This window comes from Plantibacter sp. CFBP 8775 (genome assembly GCF_014839505.1).
GTDB classification, from domain to species: domain Bacteria; phylum Actinomycetota; class Actinomycetes; order Actinomycetales; family Microbacteriaceae; genus Plantibacter; species Plantibacter auratus.
Genome location: NZ_JACYNV010000002.1, coordinates 1,045,734 through 1,063,053 on the forward strand (window position 1 = coordinate 1,045,734; position 17,320 = coordinate 1,063,053).

The window sequence follows — 17,320 nt, forward strand, 5'->3', positions numbered from 1 at the left end:
GAAAGCGTTTCCCGGCTGAGCTGCATCAAGTTCTATCACGGCCCCGTCGGACGATGCAACGATTCAATCCGCATCCGTGTCCGATCTGTGATCACCTGCGACCGAATCGGTTCGAACGCTTGCCTTGGCCCCGCACGCCGTTCTACAGTGACCCGGTAAACGCTTTCCGGACGGCCTGCAGCCGCCGGGACCGGAACACGAACCAGAGGAAGAGCCACCGTGTCAGAGCAGACCATCGGGATCATCGTCAACGGCGCCACCGGGCGCATGGGCTACCGGCAGCACCTCGTGCGGTCGCTGCTGGCCATCCAGGAGCAGGGCGGCGTGCAGCTGTCCGACGGCACCCGCCGCCAGATCGAGTTGATCCTCGTCGGCCGCAACCAGGCGACCCTCGATGAGCTCGCCACGCGGCACGGCATCGAGCACACCTCGACCGACCTCGACGCGGTCCTCGCCGACCCCCGCTGGGACATCTACGCCGACTTCCTCGTCACGAAGGCCCGCGCCACCGCGCTGCGCAAGGCGATCGCGGCCGGCAAGACCATCTACACCGAGAAGCCGACGGCGGAGACCTTCGAGGAGGCGCTGGAACTCGCACGCCTCGCCGCCGAAGCGGGCGTGAAGAACGGCGTCGTGCACGACAAGCTCTACCTGCCGGGGCTGCGCAAGCTCAAGCGCCTGATCGACTCGGGCTTCTTCGGTCGGATCCTCTCCGTCCGTGGTGAGTTCGGCTACTGGGTGTTCGAGGGCGACTGGCAGCCGGCGCAGCGCCCGAGCTGGAACTACCGCGCCGAGGACGGCGGCGGCATCGTCGTCGACATGTTCCCGCACTGGAGCTACGTGCTCGAGAACCTCTTCGGTCGGGTCGAGTCCGTGTACGCGAAGGCGACGACGCACATCCCCGAGCGCTTCGACGAGCGGGGTGAGGCCTACGCTGCCACCGCCGACGACGCCGCCTACGGGGTCTTCGAGCTCGAGGGCGGCGCCATCGCCCAGCTCAACTCGAGCTGGACGGTGCGCGTCGACCGCGACGAGCTCGTGCAGTTCCAGGTCGACGGTACGCATGGCTCCGCCGTCGCCGGTCTCTTCGGCTGCAAGGTGCAGCCGCGGAACGTGACGCCGAAGCCGGTGTGGAACCCCGACCTCGCCGACGATCACGACTACGCGGGCGACTGGCAGGACGTGCCGACGAACGACGTGTTCGAGAACGGGTTCAAGACGCAGTGGGAGGAGTTCCTCCGCCACGTCGTCGAGGACGGCCCCTACGAATACGACCTCCTCGCCGGCGCGCGCGGCGTCCTGCTCGCGGAGCTCGGCCTCGAGAGCTCGCGCACCGGCCGCCGCCTCGACCTGCCCGAGGTGACGCTCGGAAGCACGGGCGACACCGCCGGCGCGGACGGGGAGCTGGCGTCGCTCGAGGCCTCGGTCGCACGATGACGTCCGTCCCGCTGCTCTCGACCGACGGCACGGTCACCGCGCTGGAGCTCCGCGAGCCCGTCACGGCCGAGCGCCCGACCACTCCCCTGACGAGCCGCACCGCCTACGCCGCGGCACACGTCGTGCCGACGGCCTGGGGCGACAACGTGCCGGGCGCGCCCGCCGAGCTCGACTGGGACGCGACGCTCGCCTACCGCCACCACGTGTGGTCGTACGGCCTCGGCGTCGCGGACGCGATGGACACCGCCCAGCGGAACATGGGGCTCGACACCGCCGCCACGCGCGAGCTGATCACCCGGAGCGCCGCGGAGGCCGCCTCCGTCGGCGGCGCGCTCGTCGTGGGCGTCAACACCGACCACCTCACCGACGAGACCGTCTCGCTCGACGCGGTCGCCGACGCCTACCTCGAACAACTCGCGTTCGCCGAGGACGCGGGTGCCGGGACCGTGCTCATGGCCAGCCGACACCTGGCGAGGGCCGCGCGGTCCGCCGACGACTACCGTCGCGTCTACGGCCGGGTCCTGTCGGCGGCGCAGGCACCCGTGGTCCTGCACTGGCTCGGCACGGCGTTCGACCCGAGCCTCGAGGGCTACTTCGGCGCAAGCGGCGTCGCCGAGGCCTCGGACACCCTGCTGCGCATCATGACCGACCACGTCGACCACGTCGCCGGGGTCAAGATGAGCCTCCTCGACGCCGACGCGGAGATCGCCGTCCGACGTCGCCTCCCGGCCGGCACGACGATGTTCACGGGTGACGACTTCAACTACGTCGACCTCATCGCCGGTGACGCGGTCGGACACTCCGACGCCCTGCTCGGAGCGTTCACCGCGATCGCTCCGGCCGCGTCCGCCGCGATCCAAGCGCTCGACGCCGGCGATCCGGCCTCCTACGAGCGGATCCTCCGACCGACCGAGGCCCTGTCGCGGCAGATCTTCGCCGCACCGACCTACTACTACAAGACGGGTATCGCCTTCCTCAGTTGGTTGAACGGCCACCAGCCGGCGTTCTCGATGGTCGGCGGCCTGCACGCGGCACGGAGCCTGCCGCACCTGTCGGAGATCGTGCGCCTCGCCGACGCGGCCGGCGCACTCGAGCACCCGGACCTCGCCGCCGAGCGCTGGACGGGCCTGCTGCGCACGGCCGGTGTCGTCGGCACGCTGACCACTGAGGGAGGAGCCCGATGAGCGCCACCGCCCTTCGACAGGCTCAGGGACCGGCTGGACAAGGTCAGGGAGCGGCGGGACAGGCCGAGGGACCGGCGGGCGGCAGCACCACCCCGCACCCGCGACTCTCGGTCAACCAGGCCACGATCAAGTACGCCACCCTCCCGGAGGCGGTCGCAGCCGTCACGGCGGCCGGCGTCACGAGCTTCGGCGCCTGGCGCGAGCCCGTGCAGGAGTACGGCGTCGCAGCCTCGGCGAGCCTCCTCACGGACAGCGGCCTGCGCGTCTCGAGCCTGTGCCGTGGTGGCTTCTTCACCATGCCCGAGGGTCCGACTCGCCGGACGTCGATCGACGACAACCGGACCGCGATCGACGAGGCCGCCGCCCTGGGCGCCCCGGCCCTCGTCCTCGTGGTCGGCGGCCTCCCGGCCGGATCCCGCGACCTCCTCGGCGCCCGCGAACTCGTCCGCGACGCGATCGGCGAGCTCACCGACCACGCGCTCGAGTCCGGCGTGCAGCTCGCCATCGAGCCGCTGCATCCGATGTACGCCTCGGACCGCGCGGTCGTCTCGACGCTCGGTCAGGCCCTCGACATCGCCGAGCAGTTCGCTCCGGAGGCCGTCGGGGTGGTCGTCGACACCTTCCACATCTGGTGGGACCCGCAGGTGCTCGAGCAGATCGCCCGCGCGGGTGCGACCGGTCGGATCTCCAGCTACCAGGCGTGCGACTGGGCGACACCACTCGCCGCTGACGTCCTCCTCTCCCGGCACTATCCGGGCGACGGCGTCGTCGACTTCGGTTCGCTCACCCGTGCCGTCGAGGCGGCGGGGTACACCGGCGACATCGAGGTCGAGCTCTTCAACCAGGACATCTGGGACAGCCCGTTCCAGCAGGTGGTCGATCGCACCGTCGACGCGTTCCAGGCGACGGTCGTCCCGCACCTCGACCACGACGACGACGCGATCCACCACCCCTGATCGCCGCGGTCGCCCTGTGGCAGAGTGTGTCTCAGCAGCCGCCAGTACGAAGGAGCGCCATGTCGGTCGACGAGCACCGGGCGACGCCGGTCCCACCGACGCTGCACGACGTCGCCCGTGAGGCGGGGGTCTCCCTCGCCACCGCGTCGCGCGCGCTCAACGGGAGCACCAGGACGGTGAACGAGACGTTCCGTCGGCGGGTGCTCGACGCCGCACTCCGGCTGAACTACACGCCGAACCTGTCGGCCCAGGCGGTCGCGAAAGGGCTGTCGTCGACGATCTCGTTGCTCGTCAGCGACATCGCCGACCCGTACTTCTCGTCCATCGCGGCCGGGGCCATCCGCGCGGCCGACGAGCAGCGCATCGCCACGACCATGGCCGTCACGCACCGCGACCACGAGCGCGAACTCGAACTCGTGCGGGTGCTCCGCGGGCAGCGGCCACGCGCCATCATCCTGACGGGCAGTCGCTGGGACGGGGTGGCATCGGAGCACCGGCTGTCGGATGAGCTCGCGGCCTACGAGTCGACGGGCGGACGCGTCGTCCTCGTCTCGCAGCGGACGCTCCCGTTCGCCACGGTGCAGCTCGGCAACGCGACCGGTGCCCGCGAGCTGGCCCGGGAGCTCGTCGGTGCCGGGTACCGCCGCTTCGCCGTCATCGCCGGAGACGACCGCCTGCTGACCTCCCGCGAGCGGGTGAGCGGGTTCGCGGAGGGTTTGGCCGAGCACGGCATCGCGATCCATCCGTCGAGGATCGTCCGGGCCGAGTTCACCCGCGACGGCGGGCGCCAGGGTGCCGCCGAACTCCTGCAGCTGGGACTCGACGACGTCGACCTGGTCTTCGCCGTCAACGACGTGATGGCGATCGGCGCGATGTCGGCGTTCCGCGCGGCCGGACTCCGCCTTCCCGAGGACCTCGCGGTCGCCGGCTACGACGACATCGCAACCTCCCGCGACGTCACCCCGGCTCTCACCACGGTCGCCGTGCCGCTCGAGGCGGTCGGTGAGCACGCCGTGCGGCTGGCGCTCGACCCGGCGACGGACAGCACGACGACGGAGCCCGTCGGCGCGACGGTCCTCCTCCGCGAGAGCACGCCGCCGCGCGCCTGACTCGCCAGCCGGTCTCCTCCCCCGGCGCGTTCACCGGGGCACAACTCCTGCAGCTCGCCCCGATCGGGGCGTGCAGCGTCCGGCTCAGTGGCCCTGGGGCCATGCAGCAGAAGTTGCGGACAGCAGCACGCCCTGGGCCTGGTGTCCTCGGAAGGGGACGCGTTCGCCTCCGCACAGCCGAGGTGCGCACTCGTTCCCGCGCACAACTCCTGCTGAGGGCGGCAAGGCGGCCTGACACGGTGCCGGCAGCCGGGTTCCGGTGCCGTCCAGCAGGAGTTGTGAACGCAAGACAGCTGCTAGTCGGCGACGTGCGCCTGGAACCACGGCGTGTAGGCGGCGACCTTGGTGCGGTGGCCGGCGCCGGCGACGAGTCGCTTGACGTGCTCGCGGACATTGACCGTCGCGACACCGATCACGGTGACGCGGTCGAACGGCACGGCGTCGGCGACGAGCACCTCCGCGCGTCGGAGGGCCGCGGGGTCCTCATCGGTCGCGAAGCGCTGCACCATGCGGTCGGCGGTCATCGCGTTCGCGCCGATGCTCGTGAGCACGTGGGAGGCGTCACCGTCGGCGACCACGACCCGCGCGCGGGAGGGCCGGCCGGTGTCGGCGTCGAACTCGCCCGGGTGCACGGCTGCGCCGTCGATCGTGGTGACGAGCACGACGTAGTCGTTGACCGATGACGCGAACGCCTCGGCGGACAGACGGACGTCGTGCTCGCCCGCGCGGATGCCCGCCCAGAGGTCGGCGTCCGGGGTCAGGAAGAACGGGACGAAGTCGGCGGGCGTCAGGTCGTCGGTGCCGGCGAGCACCATCGTGCGTCGCGCTTCGCGGTGGCTCGCGGCGGCGATGTCGACGACCGGCCCGTCGGGGAGCGCCGGGGAGGCCACCGGCAGGATGCTACCGGTCTCGAGGATGCGCTCGAGATTGCGGATGTGGGTGACGTGGTACAGCCGCTGCTCGCCGACGCGCACCACGGGCAGCGCTGCCGCCGCCTTCGTCACCGTCTTCGTGGTGGCCGCGGTCCGCACGCGGGTCGGGGCCGGCTCGCGGAGCGAGGGAGCGACCGTCGACCGACGGACCTTGGGAGCGGGTGGTTCAGCGACCGGCACCTCGCGGGGCGGCGGCGGGAAGCAGGTCGCGCAGAGTCCGTTGTCGAAACCGTGTTTGCATTCGTCGCTCAAGAGAGTCCTTCTGCAGTCCGGCTCCGAGACACGAGGAGCGGGTCACTGGGGGGACGAGCCGAGACGTACGCATCAAGGGTACGCGGCTTCGGCACCCCTCGTGGACGCGGGCGCCGTCAGACGAGCCCGCGCTGCGCCCGGAACACCCGGACACAAGACACGGCGAGTGATCCGAAGAACGCCGCCATCAGCACCGGGAGCAGCCAGGGCGCCATCCACGCGGGCACGCCGAGCCAGGTGGTGAGTGCGACGACGGCGATGAGCGCGGCGGTCGCGATCGTCAGATCCCCCAGCAGTCGCCCGGTGGCGTCCAGCGTGGCAGCCGTCACCTCCGGACGAGGCGACAGTTGCGTGGACCACGTCGATGCAGTGGTCGGTGGGTGGGGGTCGACATCCGATCGGGTCGTGCCGGCGAGCGGCAGGCAGGCGGCGACGATCCAGAAGATCGCCACGACCGCGGCCCCGATGATGACCGGGAGCAGGAACCCGCCGAGACGCTTGTCCGACCAGGCGTCCGGCTGGAGTGCGGCGTCGAAGTGCACCGGCATCGGATCAGGAGCAGACGGATACACCACCAGGCCGACGACCAGCGTCGCAGCGACGATGACGAGTGCGACGAGATGCGGCCAGACCGGCGGTCGGCGAGGGGGCCACTCCGGGCGAGTGGTCGTCGGGTCCTGCATCCCACTCCTCATCTGCGCGAGCACCCTGGCGCGCACCCCAGGAATATCTGCATCAATCATACCCGATGCCCTGGTTCTCCACCTCGGGCCCGCCGCCTGGACACTGCAGCGATGCGTGGGCGACGCTACCCCCCACGCACCGCAGCACTATCCAGGCGACGGCGTCTCGGCTCACCCGGTCGCGCCTGGCTCCGCTGGTCGGCTCACCCGACGCGCGACGACGACCGCCACGACACCGGCGACCAGGGCGATAGCGAAGCATCCGGCGAACGCGACCCCGCCGGGAGCGATCCAGCCCAGCCCGGCGAACATACGGGAGCCGTCGAGTGCCGTGAACGCCAGCCCGGTCGCCGCGAGGGCGAGAGCACCGCCGATCGCGTCGCCGATCGACATCGCCGCGCTGTTGAACCCCTGCGAGCGCTCGTCGGAGTAGGCGAGCGTCATGACGCTGAGGCGCGGGAACATGAGGCCCATGCCGCCGCCGCTCACCACCCAGGCGACGATCGGCACCACCGGCGGCAGGCCGACGAGGGCGGCGGACAGGGCGATCGCGACGGCGACCGTGACGAGTGACGACCCGATCTGCACGGCGTTCGCATTCGACAGCCGGTCCCCGAGGCGCCCCTGCAACCAGGACGACAGCGACCACGCGATCGCCCCACCGGTGAGCGCGAGTCCGGCGAGCGCCGGCGTGAGCCCGTGCTCGCGGGTCAGCAGGTACGGCACGTACACCTCGGCGCCGAAGAACGCGGCGGAGGTGAGTCCGCGCACCAGGATGACCGTCGGGAGCCCGCGGCGTGCGGTGAGCGTGCCGAGCGGGATGAGTGGTCGGAGGGCGAGGATCGCGACCACGGCGCCGACGATCGGCAGCGCCCAGGCGGTCCATCCCGAGAACTCCGTCGAGAGGTTGACCGCGAGGACCGCCGCCGCGACGAGCACCGCCCACCCGAGTCGACGCAGTTCCGCGCCCGTCCGCACGACGGTGTCCGCCTCGCCGCCATCCTTCGCCGACTCCTGTTCGGCGGCCTGCCGCTCGGCGCGCTCGGTGGCGGAGGCCCGCAGCATCCGGAGGGCCGGCAGGAGGAGGAGCGTCGCGACGACCACGAGGCCGACGACCCCGAGGAAGACCCAGTGCCAGCTGAACCGCTCGGCGACCACCCCGGCGAGGAACGGCCCGATCAGGGAGGGGACCACCCAGGCGGCCGCGAACCCGGCGAAGATCCGCGGGTGCAGGGCCGGTGGGTAGATGCGGGCGACGAGGACGTACAGGGCGACGGTCATCGCTCCCGAACCGAGGCTCTGGACGAGGCGCCCGGCGACGACGGCCCACATGGTGGTCGCGGTTCCGGCCAGGAGGAGACCGACGAGGAACAGGACGACGGACGCGAGCAGCGGCTGGACCGGACCGATGCGGTCGGCGACCGAGCCCGCGGCGACCATGCCGATGACACTGACCGCGAGCGGGCCGGCGAAGGCGAGCGCGTAGAGCTGCTCGCCGTCGAGTTCCCCGCTCACGAGCGGCATGATCGTCGTGACGGCGAGGGACTCGAAGGCGCCGAGGAACACGAGCGCGCACGCACCGATGGTGACGAGGACGAACCGGCGGCTGAAGATCCCGCGGTCGCGGGGCGTCGGGTCGGCTCCGGTCGTGGGCTCGGGGGTCGTCGCTGTGGTCACGATTCCGAGCCTAGAACCTCAACGTGACTTGAGGTCAAGCGCTGACGAACCCCTGCCCGTTCACCATTCAGGACGTGCCCGGCGCGCCGTCGCCGATCGACGGGTTCGGCGCAGGACGCGCCGCAGCCTTCCTGAGTTGCGAACGAGCCGGGACCGCCCGCTAGTGCTTGGCGCTCGCCTTCAAGACCTTCGCGAGCGCGCGGTCGAGGTCGGCGATGAGGTCGGCGACGTCCTCGATGCCGACCGACAGCCGGACGACGTTCTCGGGGACCGCCAGCTCCGTGCCCTTCACCGAGGCGTGCGTCATCTGCGCTGGCAGGCCGATGAGCGACTCGACGCCGCCGAGCGACTCGGCGAGCGCGAAGAGTTTCGTCTTCTCGACGAGGCGCGTGGCTGCAGCCGGGCCACCGACGAGCGCGAGCGACAGCATGCCGCCGAACCCGGACATCTGGCGGGCGGCGAGCTCGTGACCGGGGTGGCTCTCGAGGCCCGGGTAGTAGACGCGCTCGACGGCGGCGTGGCCGTCGAGGAACTCCGCGATCGCCTGCGCGTTCGCGCTGTGCTGGCGCATGCGCACCGCGAGGGTCTTGATGCCGCGGGTCGTGAGCCACGCGTCGAGCGGGGCCGAGACCGCGCCGGCGGCGAACTGCACGAAGCCGAGCTGCTCGGCGAGCTCGTCGTCGTTCATGATGATGGCGCCACCGAGGACGTCGGAGTGACCGCCGAGGTACTTGGTCGTCGAGTGCACGACGATGTCGGCCCCGAGCGAGAGCGGCTGCTGCAGCGCCGGCGAGGCGAAGGTGTTGTCCACGACGGAGAGCACCTCGTGGCGGTGCGCGAGGGCCGCAAGTGCCGCGATGTCGCTGATCTTCATGAGCGGGTTGCTCGGCGTCTCGACCCACAGCAGCTTCGTGCGGCCCGGGATGATCGCCGCTTCGACGGCCGCGAGGTCGCCGAGGTCCACGACCGTGTGCTCGACGCCCCAGGCGCCGTGCACCCGGTTGATCAGCCGGTAGGTGCCGCCGTAGACGTCGTTGCCGATGACGATGTGGTCGCCGGGGCGGAGTGCCGTGCGGATGAGCGCGTCCTCGGCGGCGAGGCCGGAGGCGAAGGAGAAGCCGTGCTTCGCACCCTCGAGCGCGGCGAGCTGCGTCTCGAGCGCAGTGCGGGTCGGGTTGGCGGAGCGGCTGTACTCGTAGCCGCCGCGGAGCCCGCCGACGCCGTCCTGGACGAAGGTCGACGTCTGGTAGATCGGCGGGATGATCGCCCCGGTGGTGGGGTCGAACTCCTGTCCGGCGTGGATGCTGCGGGTGGCGAAGCCGTGGTCGTGCTTGCTCATGGGTGACTCTTTCGGTTCAGGATTCGGGGAGGTGTCGGGGTGGGCGACCGGTCGGACTGGCCCGGTCACCGGGGTAGGGCGCGGTCGGGACATCGCCCGGACTCCGCCCACACGACCTGCATGCCGCCCACGCTCAACCCGCCAGGTAGGTGAGAAGGTCGTGCCGCGTGATGACGCCGATCGGCTTGCCGCCGTCGGTGACGAGGAACGCCGGGGCGGAACCGAGCGCCGCGCGCGCCGCCGGGATGGACTCACCGAGACCGATGAGCGGCAGCGGGTCACCGACGAACGCGCTCGCGGCGTCGTTCATCTTGGCCGCGCCGCTGAAGACGGCGTCCATGAGGCTGGCCTCGTCGATCGCACCGACGACCTCGCCCATCACCACGGGCGGCTCGGCGCTCAGCACCGGGAGCTGCGAGACGCCGTACTCGGTCATGATGTCGACGACGTCGCGGACGGTGTCGCTCGGGTGCACGTGCACGAGGTCCGGCATCTCCGAGCCCTTGCCACGGAGGATGTCGCCCACCGTGCGGTCGTCGGCGACCTCGCTGAAGCCGTAGGACTGCAGCCAGGAGTCGTTGAAGATCTTGCCGAGGTAGCCGCGCCCGCCGTCGGGCAGGAGGACGACGACCACGGCCGACGCCGGGAGGTCGCGCGCCGCGACGAGGGCCGCCTGGACCGCCATGCCGCTGGAGCCGCCCACGAGCAGTCCTTCTTCGCGGGCGAGGCGACGTGTCATCGCGAACGACTCGGCGTCGGTGACGGCGATGATCTCGTCGGGGATGGAGGGGTCGTACGCGGTCGGCCAGAAGTCCTCGCCGACGCCCTCGACGAGGTATGGACGCCCGGTGCCGCCCGAGTAGACGGAGCCCTCCGGGTCTGCGCCGATGATGCGCACGCCGCCCTCGGAGACCTCCTTGAGGTACTTGCCCGTCCCGGAGATGGTGCCTCCGGTGCCGACGCCCGCGACGAAGTGGGTGATCTCGCCCTCGGTGTCGCGCCAGATCTCGGGACCGGTCGACTCGTAGTGGCTGCGCGGCCCGTTCGGGTTCGCGTACTGGTTGGGCTTGAACGCGCCCGGGATCTCGGCGGTGAGGCGGTCGGACACGCTGTAGTACGAGTCGGGGCTGTCGGGAGCGACGGAGGTGGGCGTGACGACGATCTCCGCACCGTAGGCGGTGAGCACGTTCCGCTTGTCCTCGCCGACCTTGTCGGGCAGGACGAACACGCAGCGGTACCCGCGCTGCTGGGCGACGAGGGCGAGGCCGACGCCGGTGTTGCCGGAGGTGGGCTCGACGATCGTGCCGCCCGGCTTGAGGTCGCCCGACGCCTCGGCGGCGTCGATGATGCGCGTCGCGATGCGGTCCTTCGAGGAGCCGCCCGGGTTGAGGTACTCGACCTTGACGAGCACGGTGGCCGCGATGCCCTCGGTGACCCGGTTGAGCTTGACGAGGGGCGTGTTCCCGATGAGATCGAGGACGGAGTCTGCGTAGTTCATGTCTGCAATCTGTTCCTGTGGTGCGTCACCGCACGACTCTCGCGTGCGTCACCGGATGGCTGGGGCGGCTGAGGCGGCATCCCGGGCAGGGACGGTTCAGCGGGGACAGCAGGAACACGACAGGCGGGGACGCATGCTGACCACCCTACCCGGCGAGTGCAGGGAACGCAGCCGGATGACGGGGCCGATCCGACGTCAGTGGATCGCGACGAGTCGCTGCCGCGGACCGAGTGCCGAGACGGCCGAGAACACCAGCCGGACGGCGAGGGTCAGCACCATGAGGACACCGATGACCGTGAGCACGACCGCGGCGAGCAGCAGCACCGCGACGAGCGCCGGGAGCCGGCGCAACGCGAGCTCGACCGGGCGACGACGGGGTGTCCCGTCCGCCCCGGGCGCGTCCAGGTGGCCTTCGCCCGCCATGGCCGCTGCAACGAGTTCGAGCGTGGCGCGCGCGCCGGATCCGAGCCGTGCGGTCGAGGTGCGCAGCGCCTGGGACATCACGTGGCCCTTCTCGTCGGATGGATCGGTGTTCGCGGGTGCGAGGACTCGACCGTAGCAGTCGGGTGCCCTGTTCGGGGGTGCCGGTGCCCATTCTGCCAGGCGGGCGTGAACACCCGGTGGCCTGCCGACGGACGCATGATGGACGCGCACCGCGCTCCCTAAACTGGAGGCATGACCGTCTCCGGCCTCTCCGCCGTCTCCCAGGACTACCTCAAGACGATCTGGACGACCTCCGAGTGGGCCGACGAGTCGGCCACCGTCAAGCTGCTCGCGGATCGCATGGGCGTCCGTCCCGCGACCGCCTCCGACGCCGTGAAGCGACTCGCGGCCCAGGGACTCGTCGTGCACGAGCCCTACGGCAGCATCGAGCTCACCCCCGCCGGGCAGGCGCACGCGGTCGCGATGGTGCGGCGGCACCGGCTCATCGAGACCTTCCTCGTCGAGATGCTCGGCTACGGCTGGGACGAGGTCCACGACGAGGCGGAGATCCTCGAGCACGCGGCGAGCGACACGATGATCGAGCGCATCGACGCCGCGCTCGGCCACCCGATCCGCGATCCGCACGGCGACCCGATCCCCTCTGCCGACGGCACCCCGCACCGCCCGGACGCGGTCCGGTTGAACGAGGCGCCGTCCGACAGCCCGCTGACGGTGTGCCGCATCTCGGACGCCGACCCGGAGACCCTCCGCCATCTGAGCACCCTCGGCATCGTCCTCGACACCGAACTCAGCGTGGACGACCACCGGGCGTTCGCGGGCGAACTGGAACTCCGGCTCACCGCCACCGGCACCCGCCTCACGCTCGGTCGCCTCGCCGCCGACGCCGTCTGGGTGACGGTCGTCGCCTGATCGCCGGCATCTCCGTTCGCCGATGTTCCGGCGAGCGAACCGCCGGGCTGATCACCCGAAGAACGTCAGCACGATGAGCGCGACGTTCAGCGTGACGATGAGGGCGACCACGATCCAGGCGAACACCCGGGTGGCGAGCTGGTCGACGTGGACACCCATGATCCGCCGGTCGCCCGTGTAGCGCACGAGCGGGATGAGCGCGAAGGGGATGCCGAGGCTGAGGAACACCTGGCTGAGCACGAGCGCCGTGGTCGGGTCGATGCCCGCAGCCAAAATGACGAGTGCCGGGATCAGGGTGATCACGCGTCGGGCGAGCAACGGGATGCGCACCTTGAGGAGCCCGCCCATGATCGCCGCTCCCGCGTAGGCGCCCACCGAGGTCGAGGCGAGCCCCGAGGCCAGCAGGCCGATGGCGAAGATCACGCCGATGACCGGCCCGAGCGCAGCGGTGATCGCCGCGTGCGCGCCCTCGATCGAGTCCGTCCCCTCGACGCCGCCGAGCGACGCGGCCGCGAGCAGCAGCATCGCGATGTTCACCGCTCCGGCGAGGACGAGTGCCGCCGCGACGTCCCAGCGGGTCGCCACGATGAGCCGACGGATGGCACCGTCGCTCGTCTGGACGCCGTGCCGGTCCCGACTGAGCGAGGAGTGGAGGTAGATCGCGTGCGGCATGACCGTCGCGCCGAGCATGCTCGCGGCGAGCAGGACCGTCGCCGTGCCCTCGAACCGCGGCACCAGGCCACCGGCCGCGGCACCCCAGTCGACGGGACTGACGAACAGACCGGCGAGGAAGCCGACGGCGATGACGGCGAGGAGCGTCAGGATCGCGAACTCGAAATGCCGCTGGCCGTACCAGTTCTGCACGGCGAGGAGCGCGATCGAGAAGACCCCGACGATGACGCCGCCGAGCACGAGCGGGATCCCGAACAGCAGGTACAGCGCCACGGCGCCGCCGATCACTTCGGCGAGGTCGGTCGCGGCGGCGACGAGCTCCGCCTGCACCCAGTAGAGCCGACGCGGCCCGGTGCGCAGTCGCGAGCCGAGCAGCTCGGGCAGGCTCTGCCCGGTGACGAGGCCGAGCTTGGCGGAGAGGTACTGGACGAGCACGGCCATCGCGTTCGCGGCGACGAGCACCCAGACGAGCAGGTAGCCGTACTGGGCTCCCGCCGTGAGGTTGGCCGCGACGTTCCCGGGATCGACGTAGGCGATCGCCGCCACGAAGGCGGGCCCGAGGAGGAACAGGAGTCGTGGTCCGCGGGGCGCGCGGGTCGTCGGAGCGGCGAGGTCACTGGTCACGTCGGCCATGTTAGCAAGACCGAGCTACATTTGTTAGACTAGCCTAACTCTTGGATTAACCGGCTGTCTGCTTGGATGAGCCTGAGAATCGACTGCGCATCGTCAGGCACCGGAACGGCCCCCGGAAGCCGATCTGGTTCGATAGTTACGCATACAACTTTTTCGAGAGGCCCCCGTGACCCCTGCAGCAGATCGCCCCAAGAACACCCCCGTCCCGCCCGCCGTCAAGCAGCAGAGCGTGAAGCAGGAGCGCGAAGCCCAGCGTCAGGCCAAGGTAGCCGCGTTCAAGCAGGCGCAGAAGCGGAAGAACCGCAACCGCCGCATCGGGATCTGGGCCGGTGTCGTGGGCGGTGTGGCCGTCATCGCGGTCCTCATCACGAGCGTCGTCCTCACCCTGCCGAAGAACGCCAGCTACCCCGGCGGTGGCACCGGCACCGGCCAGGACATCGCGGGCGTGGAGCTGTTCCAGAACACCTCGGAACACGTCGAGGGCACGGTCGACTACCCGCAGAACCCGCCGGCCGGTGGCCCGCACAACCAGTACTGGCTGAACTGCGGCATCTACACCGAGGAGCAGACCAACGAGAACGCGGTCCACTCCCTCGAGCACGGCGCGATCTGGGTCACCTACGACCCGTCCCTCAGCGACGCGGAGCTCACGAAGCTCAAGGAGCTGCTCCCCACCACGTACGTCGTCCTGTCGCCGAAGTCCGACCTCCCCTCGCCGATCGTGCTGAGCGGCTGGAACTCCCAGCTGCAGGTCAACAACGCGAGTGACGCGCGCATCGCCGACTTCTTCGAGGAGTTCTGGAAGAGCAACAACGTCCCGGAACCCGGCGCGGCCTGCACCGGCGCGATCGACGGTCCCGGCAAGGTCTGATCCGTTGACCCCGGCGAGCACACCCGACGCACCGGCGACCGGTGAACCGGCCGACGGCGGCGTGACCGACGAGGAACTGGCCGCCTGGGAGGCGCAAGGCTCCCCCGACGGCTCCAGCCGGACGCGCATCGTCATCGCCGCGATGGCCGTCATCGCGATCATGGTCGCCGCGGCGATCGGCTTCTCGGTCGGTCGACTCAGCACGCTCGCCGACCCGACACCCACCACGACGAGCGCCGAGGCGGGCTTCTCGCGCGACATGCAGGTGCACCACAACCAGGGCGTGGAGCTCGCCATGATCATCCGCGACCGGACGGACGCGGTCGACGTTCGCACCCTCGCGTACGACATCGCGACCACCCAGGCGCAGCAATCGGGCCAGCTGTACGACTGGCTCGTCCAGTGGAACCTGCCGCAGGGTTCACGGCAGCCGGACATGACGTGGATGACGCTCCCCACGCTCACGGGCGCGAGCGGCCACGCGCACGGCGGTGACACGGCGACCCCGGGGTCCACCCACACCCCGGGCGACCCGATGCCGGGCCTCGCCACCCCTGCCCAGATCGACCAGCTGACGGCGGCGTCCGGACTCCAGGCGGAGCGGGTCTTCCTCACGCTGATGATCGCCCACCACCAGGGCGCGGTCGAGATGGCCGAGGCGCTGCAGCCGCGGACCACGAACGCGACCGCGCTGGCCTTCACGCGCGCGGTCATCGCGAGCCAGCAGGCGGAGATCGAGCTCATGACCCGCATGCTCGACGACCGGGGCGGGCCGGTCGACCTCGCCGGCTGACCCCTCCTGTCGACCGCCCGGGCGACGGGCGGGCTCCGACAAGGGGCTAGCCAGAACCCGGCCGACGGCGAAGAATGATCCCGACGCCCGAACGGGCCCGATGAACAGGAGCGACGAATGGCACTCGACGACATCACCAAGAAGGCTCAGGAATTCCTGAAGGACAACAAGGTCAAGGACGCGCTGAAGAGCGAACAGGCCGAGGACATCAGCGACAAGCTCCTCGGCAGCGTGGCCGACGCGGCCAAGAAGGTCACCGGCGGCAAGTTCGACGAGCAGATCGACGGCGCCCGCGACGCGGCGGACAAGGCCGTCGGCAACGAGTAGTCCCCGGCTCGAAACGCGAGACGGCCGGGTCCCGATGGGCGCCCGGCCGTTCGTGTCTGCGCCGGTCAGCGCTCGATCGTCATTCCGGGTCGATCAGTGCCCGTCGACGCCGGCGTCCACGGGATTGCTCCGGAACCGGTCGAGCGCGATGGCCACGAGTTCGGGAGCGGACAGGTGCGTGTCCTGCATCAGGTCCGAGAGGACTTCTGATGCGCGTCCGCTGAGCGTCAGTTGCACGGTCGCGGAGCGGTCTTCATCGACACCGCTCAGCGCGCGACGACGTTCGCCCAGGCTGAGGATGGCCGACCGCAGATAGGTGCGGCTCGCGACGGTGTCGATCTCCCATCGGCCGGCGCGACGGTTCGCGACGACATTGCCGCGACGGATGTTCGTCATGAGCGATGCTCGGCTCACATGGAGCTTCGCGGCGAGTTCCGCCGTCCGGACCGGACGGGGGAGGTCGTCGATGAAGTCCTCGACGAGCGCCTCCCGGAGGAGCTCCCAGGCGACGTCCGGAGGGAGCGGCGCATCGGGCATGCTGCCGCCGTCCTGCAGCGGACCCACCCACGCGGTCGTGGGGGCGTCGCGTTCGGTCATCGTCATCGCCCCTCCAAGGTTCCGGCGCTCGAACCTCAAGCATGCTCGGTGCCCGTGGAAAGCGCGTCCCCCAATGCGGGTTGCCCGCGTTCGCGGGGTGCCGGCCCGAAACGACGCACCCCGTCCACCAGGGCGGACGGGGTGCGGGCGACGCTCGGACGACTCAGCTGCGGTTCGCGACCGGTCGGGAACCCACCGGGCGGGTCCCCTCGAACAGGATCCGGTAGCTGAATCCGGCGATCAGCGCGCCGATGATCGGGAACACGATGAACACCCAGACCTGCGCGAGCCAGTCGGCCCCGCCGAAGATGGCGGTCGCGATGGAGCGCGCCGGGTTGAGCGAGCCGTTGTCGATCGGGATCGCGATCAACAGGAACAGCGTGAGCGTGCCGCCGATGGCGATCGGCGCGAAGCCCGCGGCGGCCCGCGTGTGCGTGACGCCGAGGATGACGTAGAGGAAGAGTGCGGTGATGACGACCTCGATCACGATCGCCGAGACGAGTCCGAATCCGCCGGGCGAGAGCTCGCCGAAGCCGTTCGAGACGAAGCCGCTCGCGACGGCCTTGTCGAGGAATCCTGCCGGGCCGCCGGCCGCGAGGCCGAACACCGCGAGTGCGCCGAGGAACGCTCCGACGAGCTGCGCGAGGATGAACGTCCACGTCGCACGCCAGGGGAACCGACCGGCGGCGGCGAGCCCGAGCGTCACCGCCGGGTTGAAGTGCCCGCCGGAGATAGGGCCGAACGCGTAGGCGGCGATGGTCACCGAGAGGCCGAGGGCGATCGCCACCCCGAGGAAACCGACGCCCAGGGGGTTGGAGGTCTCCTCGCCGAAGAACGCGGAGAAGGTCGCCGTCCCGACGAGACCGAAGACCAGCAGGAAGGTGCCGGCCAGCTCTGCGAGGAGTTGCGACGCGGTCGTCGGTTCGACGGAGGGTGGGACTTCCGGGGAGGACATCTGGGCTCTTCTCGCTCGAGGTGACGACGTGGACGCGGAGCTCTGGCGAGCA

17 protein-coding genes are annotated in these 17,320 nt (G+C 70.8%); 8 read left to right on the forward strand and 9 right to left on the reverse strand.

Annotated elements, in window-relative coordinates:
- The first annotated feature begins 267 nt into the window (after window positions 1-267).
- From IFR14_RS17205 to IFR14_RS17220, 4 genes are read left to right on the forward strand one after another with little or no spacing between them, the layout of a single operon-like run.
- The gene (locus IFR14_RS17205; RefSeq protein ID WP_191942129.1) at window positions 268-1,437 is read left to right on the forward strand and encodes a Gfo/Idh/MocA family protein; all 1,170 of its coding nucleotides are present in this window, start codon (window positions 268-270) and stop codon (window positions 1,435-1,437) included.
- Window positions 1,434-2,621 (forward strand): dihydrodipicolinate synthase family protein, encoded by a 1,188-nt coding sequence (locus tag IFR14_RS17210; protein WP_191941742.1) that lies wholly within the window; start codon window positions 1,434-1,436, stop codon window positions 2,619-2,621. Before IFR14_RS17205 ends, IFR14_RS17210 begins: the two co-directional genes overlap by 4 nt.
- Entirely contained in the window at window positions 2,618-3,577 is a 960-nt protein-coding gene (locus tag IFR14_RS17215; protein WP_191941743.1) for a sugar phosphate isomerase/epimerase family protein, read from the forward strand. The genes IFR14_RS17210 and IFR14_RS17215 overlap by 4 nt, the downstream gene beginning before the upstream one ends.
- A gap of 59 nt (window positions 3,578-3,636) precedes the next feature.
- Window positions 3,637-4,686, forward strand: coding sequence for a LacI family DNA-binding transcriptional regulator (locus IFR14_RS17220; RefSeq protein ID WP_085512707.1), 1,050 nt, complete (start codon window positions 3,637-3,639; stop codon window positions 4,684-4,686).
- A 296-nt stretch (window positions 4,687-4,982) separates the two neighbouring features.
- Here the strand turns inward: IFR14_RS17220 and IFR14_RS17225 are convergent, their stop codons facing one another.
- From IFR14_RS17225 to IFR14_RS17250, 6 genes are all read right to left on the reverse strand, one after another.
- On the reverse strand, window positions 4,983-5,870 hold the full coding sequence (locus IFR14_RS17225; RefSeq protein ID WP_191941744.1) for a DarT ssDNA thymidine ADP-ribosyltransferase family protein: 888 nt from the start codon (window positions 5,868-5,870) through the stop codon (window positions 4,983-4,985).
- A 116-nt stretch (window positions 5,871-5,986) separates the two neighbouring features.
- Entirely contained in the window at window positions 5,987-6,553 is a 567-nt protein-coding gene (locus IFR14_RS17230) for a DUF1648 domain-containing protein (RefSeq protein ID WP_164486837.1), read from the reverse strand.
- Window positions 6,554-6,724: 171 nt separating this feature from the next.
- Window positions 6,725-8,230: an MFS transporter gene (locus IFR14_RS17235; protein ID WP_191941745.1), complete on the reverse strand. Its 1,506-nt coding sequence runs from the start codon at window positions 8,228-8,230 to the stop codon at window positions 6,725-6,727.
- A 160-nt stretch (window positions 8,231-8,390) separates the two neighbouring features.
- On the reverse strand, window positions 8,391-9,569 hold the full coding sequence (locus tag IFR14_RS17240; RefSeq protein WP_191941746.1) for a cystathionine gamma-synthase: 1,179 nt from the start codon (window positions 9,567-9,569) through the stop codon (window positions 8,391-8,393).
- Window positions 9,570-9,702: 133 nt separating this feature from the next.
- Entirely contained in the window at window positions 9,703-11,067 is a 1,365-nt protein-coding gene (locus IFR14_RS17245) for a cystathionine beta-synthase (RefSeq protein ID WP_064295706.1), read from the reverse strand.
- 195 nt (window positions 11,068-11,262) lie between these two features.
- Window positions 11,263-11,571: a hypothetical protein gene (locus IFR14_RS17250; protein WP_191941747.1), complete on the reverse strand. Its 309-nt coding sequence runs from the start codon at window positions 11,569-11,571 to the stop codon at window positions 11,263-11,265.
- A gap of 171 nt (window positions 11,572-11,742) precedes the next feature.
- On the opposite strand from IFR14_RS17250, the gene IFR14_RS17255 reads away from it, so the two are divergent.
- Window positions 11,743-12,420, forward strand: coding sequence for a metal-dependent transcriptional regulator (locus IFR14_RS17255; protein ID WP_079706739.1), 678 nt, complete (start codon window positions 11,743-11,745; stop codon window positions 12,418-12,420).
- 51 nt (window positions 12,421-12,471) lie between these two features.
- Here IFR14_RS17255 and IFR14_RS17260 read toward each other — a convergent pair whose 3' ends face one another.
- Window positions 12,472-13,725 (reverse strand): Nramp family divalent metal transporter, encoded by a 1,254-nt coding sequence (locus tag IFR14_RS17260; protein WP_191941748.1) that lies wholly within the window; start codon window positions 13,723-13,725, stop codon window positions 12,472-12,474.
- A gap of 166 nt (window positions 13,726-13,891) precedes the next feature.
- On the opposite strand from IFR14_RS17260, the gene IFR14_RS21490 reads away from it, so the two are divergent.
- The 3 genes from IFR14_RS21490 (at window position 13,892) to IFR14_RS17275 (ending at window position 15,716) form a co-directional block, all read left to right on the forward strand.
- Window positions 13,892-14,596: a DUF3105 domain-containing protein gene (locus tag IFR14_RS21490; RefSeq protein WP_124767330.1), complete on the forward strand. Its 705-nt coding sequence runs from the start codon at window positions 13,892-13,894 to the stop codon at window positions 14,594-14,596.
- Window positions 14,597-14,600: 4 nt separating this feature from the next.
- Window positions 14,601-15,389: a DUF305 domain-containing protein gene (locus IFR14_RS17270; protein WP_236555538.1), complete on the forward strand. Its 789-nt coding sequence runs from the start codon at window positions 14,601-14,603 to the stop codon at window positions 15,387-15,389.
- Between the two features lie 117 nt (window positions 15,390-15,506).
- Window positions 15,507-15,716, forward strand: coding sequence for an antitoxin (locus tag IFR14_RS17275; RefSeq protein ID WP_079706736.1), 210 nt, complete (start codon window positions 15,507-15,509; stop codon window positions 15,714-15,716).
- 93 nt (window positions 15,717-15,809) lie between these two features.
- Here IFR14_RS17275 and IFR14_RS17280 read toward each other — a convergent pair whose 3' ends face one another.
- Both IFR14_RS17280 and IFR14_RS17285 read right to left on the reverse strand, forming a co-directional pair.
- Window positions 15,810-16,319, reverse strand: coding sequence for a hypothetical protein (locus IFR14_RS17280; RefSeq protein ID WP_164486839.1), 510 nt, complete (start codon window positions 16,317-16,319; stop codon window positions 15,810-15,812).
- A 157-nt stretch (window positions 16,320-16,476) separates the two neighbouring features.
- The gene (locus IFR14_RS17285) at window positions 16,477-17,268 is read right to left on the reverse strand and encodes an aquaporin (protein ID WP_124767332.1); all 792 of its coding nucleotides are present in this window, start codon (window positions 17,266-17,268) and stop codon (window positions 16,477-16,479) included.
- Between the last annotated feature and the right edge of the window lie 52 nt (window positions 17,269-17,320).

Excerpts from the sequence above, each read along its gene's own strand:
- IFR14_RS17205 (WP_191942129.1), top strand. The coding sequence starts at position 268 with ATGGGCTACCGGCAGCACCTCGTGCGGTCGCTGCTGGCCATCCAGGAG.
- IFR14_RS17210 (WP_191941742.1), top strand. The coding sequence starts at position 1,434 with ATGACGTCCGTCCCGCTGCTCTCGACCGACGGCACGGTCACCGCGCTG.
- IFR14_RS17215 (WP_191941743.1), top strand. The coding sequence starts at position 2,618 with ATGAGCGCCACCGCCCTTCGACAGGCTCAGGGACCGGCTGGACAAGGT.
- IFR14_RS17220 (WP_085512707.1), top strand. The coding sequence starts at position 3,637 with ATGTCGGTCGACGAGCACCGGGCGACGCCGGTCCCACCGACGCTGCAC.
- IFR14_RS17230 (WP_164486837.1), bottom strand. The coding sequence starts at position 6,553 with ATGCAGGACCCGACGACCACTCGCCCGGAGTGGCCCCCTCGCCGACCG.
- IFR14_RS17240 (WP_191941746.1), bottom strand. The coding sequence starts at position 9,569 with ATGAGCAAGCACGACCACGGCTTCGCCACCCGCAGCATCCACGCCGGA.
- IFR14_RS17245 (WP_064295706.1), bottom strand. The coding sequence starts at position 11,067 with ATGAACTACGCAGACTCCGTCCTCGATCTCATCGGGAACACGCCCCTC.
- IFR14_RS17255 (WP_079706739.1), top strand. The coding sequence starts at position 11,743 with ATGACCGTCTCCGGCCTCTCCGCCGTCTCCCAGGACTACCTCAAGACG.
- IFR14_RS17260 (WP_191941748.1), bottom strand. The coding sequence starts at position 13,725 with ATGGCCGACGTGACCAGTGACCTCGCCGCTCCGACGACCCGCGCGCCC.
- IFR14_RS17275 (WP_079706736.1), top strand. The coding sequence starts at position 15,507 with ATGGCACTCGACGACATCACCAAGAAGGCTCAGGAATTCCTGAAGGAC.
- IFR14_RS17280 (WP_164486839.1), bottom strand. The coding sequence starts at position 16,319 with ATGACGATGACCGAACGCGACGCCCCCACGACCGCGTGGGTGGGTCCG.
- IFR14_RS17285 (WP_124767332.1), bottom strand. The coding sequence starts at position 17,268 with ATGTCCTCCCCGGAAGTCCCACCCTCCGTCGAACCGACGACCGCGTCG.